The sequence below is a fragment of the Bartonella sp. B30(2025) genome (assembly GCF_053793825.1).
This window is the reverse complement of record NZ_CP200034.1, coordinates 1,490,509-1,504,813: the sequence shown is the minus strand read 5'-3', so window position 1 is coordinate 1,504,813 and position 14,305 is coordinate 1,490,509. Positions and strand designations below refer to the sequence as shown.

Sequence of the window (14,305 nt, the reverse complement as noted above, 5' to 3'; positions counted from 1 at the left end):
TTTTTGAAGTTTCTTCAAGGACTAGCATTTTGACCTTCTTTCCTATATAAATGCCAAAATAAGCAAGAATCTTGAACGCTTCTTGTTGTTTTCTTCGCAAGCCCTTGCTGAACGACATCTCGGCCAGGGAGTAGTGTTTTTATTTCTTTATTGTTGAAAGGATAATACGATGTCGATTACAGTTGAACGTAAACAAGCCCTCATCGCAGAATATGCCAATAAAGTTGGGGATACAGGATCACCAGAAGTGCAAGTTGCTGTACTTTCTGAACGTATTTCTAATCTGACTCATCATTTTAAATTTCATAAAAAAGATAACCATTCTCGTCGTGGACTTTTAAAAATGGTATCTCAACGCCGTCGTCTACTTGATTATCTTAAAAAAACTGATCCAAGTCGTTATCAGATTCTTATCGGAAAATTAGGTTTACGTCGCTAAAAAAACGGGTGGATAGCATTTTTTAAAAATCCACCCATCTATTCTGACTTGCTGTTTTTAATTAAAAACTTTAAAAATTGCTGAATAAAACCGTCGTGGGATAGGATTATTGGGTGCTTCGCGTTTTAATTGCGATTTATTTTTTTGCACAAAAACAGGAGTATCTTGTTATCTTACCCATAGCTTAAAAACATGCTACACAGAATTAAAATTGTGAGCACTTAATATTTAGGATGTGAACACTGGCACTAAGGATAAAAAATGTTCAAAACGCACAAAGTAGAAATTGAATGGGCTGGTCGTCCCCTCACCCTTGAAACAGGGAAAATAGCGCGTCAAGCTGATGGTGCAGTGATTGCCACCTATGGTGAAACTATTGTTTTAGCAACCGTTGTATCGGCAAAAAGTCCAAAACCAGACCAAGATTTTTTTCCGCTCACAGTTAATTATCAAGAAAAATCTTATGCTGTTGGAAAAATCCCCGGAGGGTACTTTAAGCGTGAAAGTCGCCCGAGTGAACATGAAACATTAATTTCACGTCTAATCGATCGTCCAATTCGACCTCTTTTTGCTGATGGTTATAAAAATGAAACACAAGTTATCGTTTCTGTCATACAGCATGATCTCGAAAACAATCCTGATATTCTAGCGATGATTGCATCTTCTGCCGCCTTAACTTTATCAGGTGTTCCTTTCATGGGACCCATTGCCGGTGCTCGTGTTGGTTACTGTAACGGACAATATGTTCTTAACCCTAATATTGATGAAATGCCTGAATCAAAACTTGATCTTATCGTCGCAGGGACAGAAAGTGCGGTCTTGATGGTTGAATCAGAAGCACAAGAATTGCCTGAAGACATAATGTTAGAGGCAGTAATGTTTGGGCATAAAAGCTTTCAACCTGTTATTGATGCTATCATTAAACTTGCTGAAGTTGCTGCAAAAGATCCTCGTGAGTTCGTTCCTGACGATCTTTCTGAGCTCGAAGAAGCTATGTTAAAAATAGCTGAACAAGATATACGAAAAGCTTATACAATTACTGATAAACAAGAACGCCACGCTGCAATTGATGCTATAAAAACAGAAATCATCAACAAATTTACGCCAGAAATCGAAGAAGAATGTAAATTTAGTCTTGATCAAATTGCAACTGTTTTTAAACAGTTACAAGCAAAAATTGTACGTGGAAGCATTCTTGATACAGGCAAACGCATTGATGGACGTGATCTTTCAACAGTGCGTCCAATCCAATCAGAAGTGGGTATTTTTCCTCGAACACATGGATCAGCACTTTTTACCCGTGGAGAAACACAAGCTATTGTTATCGCAACACTAGGAACTGGAGAGGACGAACAATATATTGACTCTTTGACAGGTGTGTATAGAGAAACATTCCTACTCCATTATAATTTTCCGCCATTTTCAGTAGGTGAAGTAGGACGTCTTGGTTCGCCTGGTCGCCGCGAAATTGGGCATGGGAAATTAGCATGGCGCGCTATTCATCCTATGTTGCCAACTAAGGAATCTTTTCCTTATACTATCCGCGCTGTTTCAGAAATCACCGAATCCAATGGATCTTCTTCAATGGCAACAGTATGTGGAACGTCACTTGCATTGATGGATGCTGGTGTTCCTTTAACGCGACCCATTGCAGGCATTGCTATGGGATTGATTAAAGAAGGTGAGCGCTTTGCTATTCTTTCTGATATTTTAGGAGATGAAGATCACCTTGGTGACATGGATTTCAAGGTAGCGGGTACAGAAAATGGTATTACTGCTTTACAAATGGATATCAAAATTGATGGCATTACCGAAGAAATTATGAAAATTGCACTTGAGCAAGCAAAAGGTGGACGCATTCATATTCTTAAAGAAATGTCAAAAGCTCTAACTAGCGCACGCGATGAACTTAGTGAATTTTCTCCCCGCATTGAAGTCATGAATATTGCTGTTGATAAAATTCGTGATGTTATAGGCTCTGGTGGGAAAGTTATCCGAGAAATTGTTGAGCAAACTGGAGCAAAAATTAATATTGAGGATGATGGAACAATTAAAATTGCTTCTACTGACTCTAAAACCATTAAAGCAGCAAAACAATGGATCCACTCAATTGTTGATGAACCTGAAGTTGGTGCTATCTATCAAGGAACAGTTGTAAAAACTGCCGAATTTGGTGCATTTGTAAACTTTTTTGGCTCACGCGATGGGCTTGTTCATATTTCTCAACTTGCATCAGAACGTGTCGCCAAAACAACAGATGTTGTTAAAGAAGGTGATAAAGTCTGGGTTAAATTAATGGACTTTGATGAACGTGGTAAAATTCGATTATCAATGAAAATTGTTGATCAACAAACCGGTGAAGAAATTTCGGGTGATGATGTAGCAAAAACAGAAAAAGAAAATGGGGATGATGAAAAAAATACATCTGAAAATAAACGCCGTCGTAGAAAAAAAGAAGATTGATCTGCTGCTTCTATTATGAAATAAAATGCCATTCTGATATTGGAGTGGCTTTTTTCTTTAAAAGAGCCATATGTGTTGCTATTTTTACCTTTTAAAAATTGTGATTTACCTTTTCCAAAACCAAACCAATATTGGCTAAGTTTTGGTTTAACTGATCTCCCTACCCTAGAATGGACAAAAAATTTAAAAGTCATAACACCTTGGCGACCGGACTTTTTAAAATTTGCCAATGCCCAATTTTGCTGTTCCCCCAACATAGACCAAACTTCTATATATGATGGCGCATTTTTGTATTTAAGCAAATATCGCGGACTAAACCAAAATTATTTTCTTGATTTATTAGAACGCGTTAAACCGGGTGGATGGCTTATCATTGGTGGAAATAAAACTGCTGGTGCAGCTTCAATGATGAAATGGGTGAAAACAATTGCTCCCATCACAAATAAATTATCTAAAAATCACGGTTTGGTATTCTGGCTTCAAGTTCCACAACAGATAGATAAACAGCATATTGCGCAATTACGTTCACCACTGCTCCTTTTTGAAAATAAATTTCAGACTACTTCTGGCATGTTCTCGCACGGTCGCATTGATCCAGGATCTGCTGCTCTTGCTTTGCATATTCCTAAAGTCATTTCTGGAAAAACTGCTGACTTTGGCGCAGGCTGGGGATTTCTTTCTTATGCAGCACTTGAAAAAAGTGAGAAGCTAACAACCCTTGATCTTTATGAAGCTGACTATAATGCTTTGGAAGCAGCTAAACAGCACTTGAAACACATAAAACCTTCTATTCCGATTCGTTTTTATTGGCATGATCTTGTGCATGAATCCATTACAGACCGATATGACACTATCATTTCAAATCCACCATTCCACACGCAACGAGCTACAGATGTCTCATTGGGTCAGCATTTCATAATAAATGCTGCAAAATACTTAAGACCAGGTGGCAAATTACTTCTTGTTGCGAATCGCCACCTGCCTTATGAAACTTTGTTAAGAAATATCTTTCATACAGTATTAATAAACGAAGACACTCCTAATTTTAAAATTATCGAAGCACATCGATAGATGATAACAAGCGATCGTCAAAGAATGAAACGTGAAAGATCGACATCAGCAGCAAGATCACCTATAGATTTTCTAACATAAGCAGCATCAACCTTAAACGAAGTTCCAGCTTTATCAGGCGCAGTAAAAGAAATTTCATCCAGAACACGCTCCATCACTGTCTGCAAACGTCGCGCTCCAATATTTTCAATTCTTGCGTTTAGATCTACAGCAATATCCGCTAAAGCATCAATCGCATCATCAGTAATTTCTAATTGTACCTCTTCCGTTGCCATTAAAGCGATATATTGCTTAATCAGACTCGCTTCAGGTTCAGTCAGAATTCGTCGTAAATCTTCCCTTGTTAAAGCGTTTAGCTCTACGCGGATGGGTAAACGTCCCTGAAGCTCTGGTAATAAATCAGATGGCTTTGCAACATGAAATGCACCTGATGCAATAAATAAGATATGATCTGTTTTTATTTGTCCATATTTTGTAGCAACTGTTGTTCCTTCAACCAGAGGCAAAAGATCCCTTTGAACTCCTTCACGTGAAATAGCAGCGCCTGCTCCACCATCTCTGGTAGCAATTTTATCAATTTCATCAATAAAAACAATTCCATCATTTTCAGCAACGCGTAGCGCTTCTTGAATAATTTGATCTTGATCAAGAAGTTTTTCAGATTCATCATAAATAAGTGGCTTATAAGCATCTCTTACTGTCGTTTTACGAATCTTTGTACGACTACCCATTTTTCCAAAAATATCTGATAAATTCATAATTCCCATTTGCGCACCAGGCATACCAGGAATATCAAAGGTTGATGCACTATTACTGCTATTATCAGCCACTTCTATTTCAATCTCTTTATCATCCAGTTCACCATCACGCAATTTTTTGCGAAAGCTATCACGAGTAGCAGGACTTGCCGTTTTCCCAACAAGAGCATCTAAAACACGTTCTTCTGCATTAATGTGCGCCTTTGCTTTAACTTCATCTCGTTTTTTTTCACGCACAAGAGAAATTGCAATCTCAACAAGATCACGAATAATCTGCTCAACATCACGTCCTACATAACCCACTTCAGTAAATTTAGTTGCTTCTACTTTTACAAAAGGCGCCCCGGCAAGCTTTGCTAATCGACGCGCTATACCTGTTTTTCCAACACCTGTTGGTCCTATCATCAAAATATTTTTTGGCATAACTTCTTCACGCATTGGAGCATCAAGCTGCTGTCGACGCCACCGATTGCGTAATGCAATAGCAACAGAACGTTTAGCATCATTTTGACCAATAATAAAACGATCAAGTTCAGAAACAGTCTCGCGAGGGGAAAATACAACACACATTCAAATAGCTTTCTCTAAAGAAGATAATTCTGCATCTAATGTTTCGATTATAAAATGATCGTTGGTATAAACACAAATTTTAGCGGCAATGTCCATAGCTTTACGTGCGATGGTTTCCGCATCCAAATCCATATCCATGAGCACTTTTGCAGCAGAAAGAGCAAAATTGCCTCCAGAACCAATCGCCATGACTCCGTCTTCTGGCTCTAGAACATCACCAAGCCCTGTTAAAGCTAAAGTTACTTTCTTATCAGCCACAAGCATCATTGCTTCAAGACGACGCAAATAACGATCTGTTCGCCAATCTTTTGCAAGTTCTACACATGCGCGCATAAGTTGATCAGGATATTGCTCAAGCTTGGTTTCCAATCTCTCTAAGAGTGTAAAAGCATCCGCTGTAGCACCTGCAAAACCAGCAATAACCGCTCCACCTTTCCCAAGACGACGTACTTTACGTGCGTTGCCTTTCATAATTGTCTGTCCAAGTGAGACCTGACCATCACCAGCCATCACTACTTTATCGCCCTTTCGTACAGTAATAATAGTCGTACCGTACATTACATTAGGCTTATGTTTTTCCATAAAGAAACTCCTTAATATTGATCTCTCTTCATCAAACATAAAATCCAACCATCATTGCCTTTATTTAAGGGCATATACAAAAAAACACAATGATTAAGCACGACTCAATTTATTGAAATAAAAAAAATGATATCATTGTTGTCAATGGAAATTATTGCTAAATAACCTTGGTAAACAATTTGCATTTTTTTTAAGTCTTTAAAGGAAAAATTATGAAAAAAATAGCCATAGGAACGTTAGGAGGAACAATTGCAATGGCTGCTGACAATTTGGGCCAAATGCAACCGACTTTAACTTCAGATATACTTATAAAAAATGTTCCTGGCTTAAATAACATTGCTCATATTCATGCCCAAACATTAACTCAACTACCAAGTGGATCATTATCTTTCAAAATTCTTTTTGAAATAATAGAGTGGGCAACACAGCAAATAAAAAATGGCGCAGAAGGTATCGTGTTAACGCAAGGAACTGATACGCTAGAAGAAACAGCTTTTTTTCTTTCCCTTTATTGGAATAAAGCTGAACCACTCGTCATAACTGGTGCTATGCGGACCCCTCATGAAGCTGGTGCTGATGGACCTGCTAATATTTTGGCTGCCACGCGCGTTGCGGCTCATTCACAAAGCCGTAATAGAGGTGTTTTAGTTGTAATAAATGATACAATTCATTCACCTTATTGGATTCAAAAAAGTCATACTGTCAAAGTTGAAACATTTCAATCAGGACTAGCAGGAGCTTTAGGAACTGTTTTGGAAGGAAAAATAATTTATTTTAATGACAAAAAGTTTTTTCCTACAACTTTTGAACTTCCTCAACAAAACAATCACCAAGTTGCTCTTTTATATTCTTCTTTATCCTCTGATACACAGTTAGTAAAATTTTGCCTTGAAAGTGGACATTATGCGGGTCTTGTTATCGCAGGTTTTGGTGCAGGACATTGCAGTTTTCAAGTAGCAGATATCGTGCGACAATATACAAAAAAGATACCAATTATCATGGCTAGCCGTTGCTATAACGGTGCAACAGCCCGTATAACCTATGGCTATAAAGGTTCAGAAACCGATATGATTGCTTCTGGTGCCTTAATGTCTGGCTATTTATCAGCAGTAAAAGCACGCTTGCTTTTATGGGCTTTTTTGGCAAAAGGACTATCATTAGCAAAAATCAGTGCAAGCTGGAATGATTGGACTACAAGTTAATTTAGAATTATTTTATATTTAAAAAAAGAACATATACAAAATAAAATTTACTTAAATGCCAAAAAGTCTGCCTTTTTGTGCTTAATTATCGCTGGATAAAAGGATTTGACTAATACAAATGATTGATATGACAATATCAAAACTTTATCAAAAAAGTAACCTGATTAAGTCTAATTCTGATAAATACTCTCCCTATAGTATTTTTACTGCACAAGAATGGTCTCAATTTCGTGCAGATACACCACTCACTTTGACTTTTGATGAAATTAAGCGTTTACGCTCCATGAATGATCCGATCGATCTTGATGAAGTTCAGCGCATTTATCTTTCTTTATCACGTCTGTTATTAAGTCATGTTGAAGCGATACAAGAGCTTTTTCAAAAACGTCAGCAATTTTTACATAAAGAAGAAACCCATAAAACGCCTTTTATCATTGGAATTGCTGGACCTGTTGCAGTAGGCAAATCAACCACCGCTCGCATTCTTCAAGAACTTTTAAAACGTTGGACATCTAATCTTAAAGTGGATTTAATTACAACTGATGGTTTTCTTTACCCTAACGCCGTCTTGCAACAAAAAAATCGTATGGATCGTAAAGGTTTTCCTGATTCCTATGACATTAAAAAATTATTGTGTTTTCTTTCTGCTATAAAAGCTGGTGTTGGAAATGTTACAGCTCCGCTTTATTCGCATTTGACCTATGATGTTTTGGAAACTAAAACTGTCATCATTGACCGTCCTGATATATTGATTGTTGAAGGAATTAATGTGTTACAAGTCAGCGATCTTCCAAAAGATGGAAAAATTATTCCCTTCGTTTCAGATTTTTTTGATTTTTCAATCTATGTAGATGCTGAAACAAAAGTGATTCGTCGCTGGTATCTGGAACGCTTCAAACGTTTGCGCAAAACAGCTTTTCAAAATCCGAAATCCTATTTTCACCGTTATGCGTTGCTCAGTGAAAAAGAAGCTTTAAAAATTGCTGAAAACCTTTGGAAAACGATTAATTTAAAAAATTTACAAGAGAATATATTACCGACGCGACCACGATCTAATCTTATTTTAAGAAAGGGAGAAAATCATTTAGTCGAATATGTCGCACTTAGACGATTATGATTATAAGGAGTTCTTAATATGTATACCACACACCACATTAATTTTACCTCAACACGTGCTGATAATAGTTGCCCTATCCTTTTAGTAAATCCGACAAGTCTTTCTAATTTATCACTTGATACAGCGACAAAAACATGGGTAAAAGTTAATGATTTCACTGGAAAAGCTGGACAAATATTATCCGTTCCTAGCGAAACAGGACATTTAAAAAAAATCTTATTTGGGCTAGGCGATGGCGAGGAACCTTTTATCACAGGACTCCTTGCCAAAAATCTTCCCGCCGGTGGACACTGGCATCTAGAAGGAGATGCTTCAAGTGAAATAAATGCCTATCTTGGATTGGCATTCGGAAGCTATCAATTTAACCGTTATCGTAAAAATTCTTCTTTCAATCCATTGTCAATCTACGTTAATGATACAGTAGATCTTAAAGAAATTCAGCGAATTTATGAAAGTGTCTTTTTAGTTCGTGACCTTATTAATACTCCAGCCAATGATATGAGCCCTGAGATTGTAGAGCAAACAGCACGTAAACTTGGAGAAACCTACAATGCTCATGTTAAAAGCATTCGTGGAGATGAACTATTAGCATATAATTTTCCGATGATTCATGCTGTAGGACGAGCAAGTAGCACTGCGCCACGGCTCATTGATCTGCGCTGGGGACAAGAAGACCATCCTAAAATAACATTGGTTGGCAAAGGTGTAAGTTTTGATAGTGGAGGATTAGATATAAAATCAGCCAACAACATGTTACTCATGAAAAAAGATATGGGGGGCAGTGCTCACGTTTTGGGATTGGCTAAACTTATTATGGATGCTAAATTACCCTTCCGTCTACGTGTTTTAATTCCAGCCGTTGAAAATGCGATCTCTGCCAATGCTTATCGGCCAGGTGATATTCTAAAAAGTCGAAAAGGTTTAAATGTTGAAATTGGCAATACAGATGCTGAAGGGCGACTTATTCTTGCCGATGCGCTTACTTATGGGGATGAAGAAAGCCCACAATTCATGCTTTGCATGGCTACTTTAACAGGAGCAGCTCACGTAGCATTAGGACCAGACCTGCCTGCATTTTACTGTAACAATGTAGCATGGGCGCAACAAGTTATTCAATCTGCACATGCTGTTTCTGATCCTCTTTGGCAAATGCCACTTTGGAAACCTTATCAAGAAACATTATCTTCACCAATCGCTGATATTAACAATACAACGGGAACAAGCTCTGCGGGCTCTATAGCTGCCGCATTATTCCTTAACCTTTTTGTTGAAAAAGCCAAACACTTTGCCCATTTTGATCTCTACGGATGGGTTAACAAAGAAAAACCAGGTTTTCCTGTTGGTGGATCTGCACAAGTTATTCGTGCTCTTTATCACCTTTTTAAAAATTAATCATGGCGTAAAATTTCCATAAATGTGTACAATCTATGGCGCAAAATAATTATTAAATTAATTTGCGCCATAGATTGCGGCTTATTCTTTTTTAAGGATAAAAAGTCAAACTTACATGGTTTTTATACGCTTGTTTAAAGGTAAAAAGACCCAAAAGTGAAAGATGAATAAATGGTTGATAAAGATCCAAGATTATGCGCATTCAGCAATGATTTGGCAGATCAACATCTTGAAAAAAAGCTTGTAACTCAACGTTTTGTTCAAGGTGAAAGAAAACGTGTTAATATACCCGTTGCCGCACTGTTTAAAGAAAATAACAAAGAAAGCGAAAGACAAACAGAATGCTTATTCGGGGAAGAAATCTTAATTTTTGAACAAGCAGAGCCCTTCTCTTGGGCGCAATCGCTTAAAGATGGCTATGTTGGTTATATCGAAACTGCAGCTCTTTGTACATCAACCATAAAACAAACACATATTGTTTCAGCACCGCGCACTTTTCAATATTTACAAGCAGATTTACGTGGACCAGTGGAATATGCCTTATCAATAGGAAGTAAAGTAACCGTTGTTGATGAAGTCGAAGTTCGTAATACAAAATATTCTGTTCTTGAAAACGGAAAAACTATTGTTTCGACTCATCTTAACCCCATTGAACACGTATATGAAGATTATGTTACAGTTGCTGAATCCCTTATTCATACACCTTATCTTTGGGGTGGCGTCAGTGGTTTTGGAATTGATTGCTCAGGAATTGTTCAGCTCTCCATGATGTTAGCTGGAAAAATGGTATTACGCGATACTGATATGCAAGAAAAAACTATAGGCAAAAGACTTACAGATAATGACCATCTTCAACGAGGCGATTTAATTTTTTGGAAAGGCCATGTTGCTATTATGACTGATCAGAAAAATATCATACACGCAAATGGATTCTCTTTAAATGTTATGATCGAACCATTGGAAGAAGCAATTGCGCGTATTGCTAAAAAAGGTGGATATCCTACAGCAAAACGTCGACCAACTCAGAAAATATAATATATTCTTTTTTAAAAACATGACATATCTAATATTGTTATTATTATATTTTTATTGATTTGTATTAAAATCATCAAAAATAGTATCAGCAACAATGGCTACCAGTTCATGTATAAGAGAGAAATCTACATATTTTCATAAAATTTATTTATGTAAAATAAAATTAACCTCTGATCCTTATATTTTTCACCTTCTTTAAAAACTTTTATTCATATTCATCTGTTTTTTTAAATATTCTAAAGATAATAAACCCGCTCATTATAGAGTTTTCATTAAAATAAAAATAGATTAAACGCACATTATATAAATCTCACAAATAGCAAAAAATTCAATTTTTGCTTATCCATTTCACGATTTCATAATAATTGTTTCATTGTTTAGATCTCTTTAACCAGCACATGCTATACATTTCTATCTGTTCTCGCTTATATCCTTTGGATCTTAAGATTGCCGACTATTGAAAAACAAAGAGACAAAAGGTTCAAGTGTGCAATACTTTAAGTTATTTCAACTTTCATTATTCATGCCACTATATTTAATAGTAGGGGTATTTTTATTCAGTTATCCTCATTTTTTACAAGCACAAACGCTCAATCACACTTTAGGACCAAGTGGTCTGCCACTTCCAAGATTTGCTTCAATTAAACCTACCCGTGTTAATGTACGTGTCGGGCCAGGAAGCAATTATTCTATTCTTTTTACTTATCAAAAACAGGGATTGCCTATTGAAATTATTCAAGAATATGATCAGTGGCGCAAAATTCGTGATGCTGAAGGCAATGAAGGGTGGGTATATCAATCGCTTTTATCAGGAAAGAGAACAGCAATAACCGTCCCATGGCAAAAAGACAAAACAAAAAGAATCATGCTGCGCAAAAGCCCTACAGACAACGCAACGCTTGTCGCAGAAGTAGAACCTAACGTCATTGGTTACATCCGCCGATGTGATGGACATTGGTGTGAACTAAATATAAAAAATATCTACGGATGGATTTATCAACCACAACTGTGGGGAATCTACCCTGATGAAATAATCAACAATTAGTGAATTATAAAAAAATCTACATCCTTTTATCTCTTTATGAGATACTCTGATTTTCCTAATCACATTGGATTTTTAGGTCTTAACCGAACTATTAGATCAACATGAGAAATTTCCATACCGTCCGGTGGTTTAGGCAAATTCTCAATAATGAGAGATTCTTTCAAATTACCAGGAATATCAAGAATACGATTTTCACCCTCAATATAAAAGTGATAGTGATCGGAAGTATTGGTATCAAACCAAGTTTTTGAACCCTCGACAGCAATAATCCGTAATAATCCTGCTTCTGTAAACTGATGAAGTGTATTATAAACAGTTGCTAAAGATACAGGAACACCTAATTCAATAGCCTCTTCATATAGCTCTTCAGCGGCAATATGACGATTGCCTTGAGAAAAAATCATATTAGCAAGTTCTAATCTCTGACGTGTTGGCCGCAAACCATTTTGACGTAAACGTCCCTCTAACATAGGCATGGAAGGATACTCCATAACCTTTTCACAATCTTTCACGGACTGTTCCTCTTCATTCAATCCTAAACCGCTTGTAGTAGCATTTAACGACATATCATAAACTGCACCACATTTTCATTTAGACTAAAGTCAAAACTCTGTAAAATATAAAAAGCATATGATACAATCTATTCATTCTATTTTAAATAACTTTCTGTGCAGAATACATAAAAAAAAGGGCTTTTGTCATCAAAAATGATATAAAATCATTTCCTTCTCCTTTAAATTTACTCTAAAAGTAGGTTTAAGAAAAGCGCAGAAGTAGAGAACATACAAAATACATGGAGTAACAATGGCTGAACAAAAGTCTCGCTACACTTATGAAGAGCTTTTAAAATGCGCTCGCGGCGAAATGTTTGGTGAAGGAAATGCACAATTGCCTGCACCGCCGATGTTAATGATTCATCGAATCACTCAAATCAGTGAAGATGATGGTGAATACAATAAAGGAATGGTTCGTGCCGAATTTGATATTACTCCTGACCTATGGTTCTTTGATTGTCATTTTATAGGTGATCCTGTTATGCCAGGATGTCTTGGATTAGACGGTATGTGGCAATTAACAGGCTTTTTTCTTGGTTGGTTAGGCGAGAAAGGAAAAGGGAGAGCTATATCAACAGGTGAAGTGAAATTATCAGGTATGGTAACTCCGCAAACCAAACTTCTTGAATATGGAATAGATTTTAAGCGTATCCGGCGTGGAAATCTGGTTTTGGGAATAGCGGATGGATGGGTTAAAGCAGATGGAGCAACCATCTATAAAGCGAATGATTTACGCGTTGCTTTATTCAAAGAAGGCTGAAACATTATTTTCATCATATTGTTATCCTGAAAAAACAAGGAGGTATGAATGCGTCGAGTTGTTATCACCGGAATGGGAATTGTCTCCGCAATTGGAAATAATCCTCAAGCCGTTTTAACCAGTTTGCGTGAAGCAAAATCTGGAATTTCTTATGCACCTGAATATGCTGAATTAGGTTTTCGTAGTAGAATTTATGGCAAACCTGATATTGATATAGAAGAATTAGTTGATCGACGTGCTTTGCGTTTTCATGGACGTGGAACTGCATGGAATCATATTGCCATGGATCAAGCAATTGCTGATGCAGGTTTAAAACCTAATGAAATATCAAATGAACGCACAGGGATCATTATGGGATCTGGGGGAGCATCTACGAGATCCATTGTTGAAGCTGCCGACATTGCACGCCAAAAGGGTCCAAAGCGCGTCGGTCCCTTTGCTGTACCCAAAGCAATGAGTTCTACATCATCCGCAACGCTTGCAACTTTCTTTAAAATTAAAGGGATCAATTATTCAATTTCCTCAGCTTGTGCTACATCTAATCATTGTATCGGGAATGCTTATGAGATGATACAATACTGCAAGCAAGATCGAATCTTTGCCGGTGGTTGCGAAGATCTGGACTGGACACTATCTGTTTTATTTGATGCCATGGGTGCTATGTCCAGCAAATATAATGACGTACCAGCAAAAGCTTCGCGTGCCTATGACATTAATCGTGATGGATTTGTTATTGCTGGGGGAGCCGGCGTTTTAGTTCTTGAAGAATTAGAACTCGCTAAAGCACGAGGTGCAAAAATTTACGGTGAAATTGTTGGTTATGGTGCTACATCCGATGGGCACGACATGGTCGCTCCATCTGGTGAAGGAGCAGAACGGTGCATGCGCATGGCACTTGCAACCGTGAACAATAAAATCGATTATATCAATCCCCATGCAACAGCAACACCTGTTGGTGATCCCCCTGAAATAGAAGCAATCCGCCGCATCTTTGGGACAGGTGATCAGTGTCCTCCAATTTCTGCTACCAAATCTTTAACTGGGCATTCTTTAGGTGCAGCAGGTGTTCAAGAAGCAATTTATACATTACTAATGATGAATCATAACTTTATTTGCGAAAGCGCCCATATTGAAGAGCTTGATCCAGCCTTTGCAGACATGCCGATTGTCCGTAAACGTCGTGATCATCAAGAGCTTAACACTGTATTATCAAATACATTTGGTTTCGGGGGCACTAATGCAACACTCATTTTCCAACGCTATACATAAGCAGGGATTTTTAGCTGATTTTAAATAGCATGATCTTATGGAGAATAA

13 protein-coding genes are annotated in these 14,305 nt (G+C 37.3%); 10 read left to right on the top strand and 3 right to left on the bottom strand.

All coding sequences use genetic code 11. The features are described 5' to 3' along the window. Positions 1 to 169 precede the first annotated feature (169 nt). The 3 genes from rpsO (at position 170) to V4P55_RS06400 (ending at position 3,973) form a co-directional block, all read left to right on the top strand. Entirely contained in the window at positions 170 to 439 is a 270-nt protein-coding gene (rpsO, locus tag V4P55_RS06410) for a 30S ribosomal protein S15 (RefSeq protein WP_455474261.1), read from the top strand. Between the two features lie 261 nt (positions 440 to 700). Then, positions 701 to 2,902, top strand: coding sequence for a polyribonucleotide nucleotidyltransferase (gene pnp, locus V4P55_RS06405; protein ID WP_455474260.1), 2,202 nt, complete (start codon positions 701 to 703; stop codon positions 2,900 to 2,902). Between the two features lie 72 nt (positions 2,903 to 2,974). Next, positions 2,975 to 3,973 (top strand): class I SAM-dependent methyltransferase, encoded by a 999-nt coding sequence (locus V4P55_RS06400; RefSeq protein ID WP_455474259.1) that lies wholly within the window; start codon positions 2,975 to 2,977, stop codon positions 3,971 to 3,973. 17 nt (positions 3,974 to 3,990) lie between these two features. On the opposite strand, the gene hslU is transcribed toward V4P55_RS06400, so the two are convergent. Next, positions 3,991 to 5,301: an ATP-dependent protease ATPase subunit HslU gene (hslU, locus tag V4P55_RS06395; RefSeq protein WP_455474258.1), complete on the bottom strand. Its 1,311-nt coding sequence runs from the start codon at positions 5,299 to 5,301 to the stop codon at positions 3,991 to 3,993. Beyond that, on the bottom strand, positions 5,302 to 5,883 hold the full coding sequence (gene hslV, locus V4P55_RS06390) for an ATP-dependent protease subunit HslV (RefSeq protein WP_455474257.1): 582 nt from the start codon (positions 5,881 to 5,883) through the stop codon (positions 5,302 to 5,304). A gap of 212 nt (positions 5,884 to 6,095) precedes the next feature. On the opposite strand from hslV, the gene V4P55_RS06385 reads away from it, so the two are divergent. The 5 genes from V4P55_RS06385 to V4P55_RS06365 all read left to right on the top strand — a co-directional run bounded on the left by V4P55_RS06385 (position 6,096) and on the right by V4P55_RS06365 (position 11,674). Further along, positions 6,096 to 7,085, top strand: coding sequence for an asparaginase (locus V4P55_RS06385; protein ID WP_455474256.1), 990 nt, complete (start codon positions 6,096 to 6,098; stop codon positions 7,083 to 7,085). Between the two features lie 118 nt (positions 7,086 to 7,203). After that, on the top strand, positions 7,204 to 8,202 hold the full coding sequence (coaA, locus tag V4P55_RS06380; RefSeq protein ID WP_455474255.1) for a type I pantothenate kinase: 999 nt from the start codon (positions 7,204 to 7,206) through the stop codon (positions 8,200 to 8,202). 18 nt (positions 8,203 to 8,220) lie between these two features. After that, positions 8,221 to 9,594: a leucyl aminopeptidase family protein gene (locus V4P55_RS06375; RefSeq protein ID WP_455474254.1), complete on the top strand. Its 1,374-nt coding sequence runs from the start codon at positions 8,221 to 8,223 to the stop codon at positions 9,592 to 9,594. A 171-nt stretch (positions 9,595 to 9,765) separates the two neighbouring features. Then, the gene (locus V4P55_RS06370; RefSeq protein WP_455474253.1) at positions 9,766 to 10,629 is read left to right on the top strand and encodes a C40 family peptidase; all 864 of its coding nucleotides are present in this window, start codon (positions 9,766 to 9,768) and stop codon (positions 10,627 to 10,629) included. Between the two features lie 523 nt (positions 10,630 to 11,152). Beyond that, positions 11,153 to 11,674 (top strand): SH3 domain-containing protein, encoded by a 522-nt coding sequence (locus V4P55_RS06365; RefSeq protein WP_455475066.1) that lies wholly within the window; start codon positions 11,153 to 11,155, stop codon positions 11,672 to 11,674. Positions 11,675 to 11,733: 59 nt separating this feature from the next. On the opposite strand, the gene irrA is transcribed toward V4P55_RS06365, so the two are convergent. Then, entirely contained in the window at positions 11,734 to 12,240 is a 507-nt protein-coding gene (gene irrA, locus V4P55_RS06360; RefSeq protein ID WP_455474252.1) for an iron response transcriptional regulator IrrA, read from the bottom strand. 238 nt (positions 12,241 to 12,478) lie between these two features. Between irrA and fabA the strand changes: the two genes are divergently transcribed. Continuing rightward, positions 12,479 to 12,988 (top strand): 3-hydroxyacyl-[acyl-carrier-protein] dehydratase FabA, encoded by a 510-nt coding sequence (gene fabA / locus V4P55_RS06355; protein ID WP_455474251.1) that lies wholly within the window; start codon positions 12,479 to 12,481, stop codon positions 12,986 to 12,988. A 48-nt stretch (positions 12,989 to 13,036) separates the two neighbouring features. Continuing rightward, positions 13,037 to 14,257, top strand: coding sequence for a beta-ketoacyl-ACP synthase I (gene fabB, locus V4P55_RS06350; protein WP_455474250.1), 1,221 nt, complete (start codon positions 13,037 to 13,039; stop codon positions 14,255 to 14,257). Positions 14,258 to 14,305 lie beyond the last annotated feature (48 nt).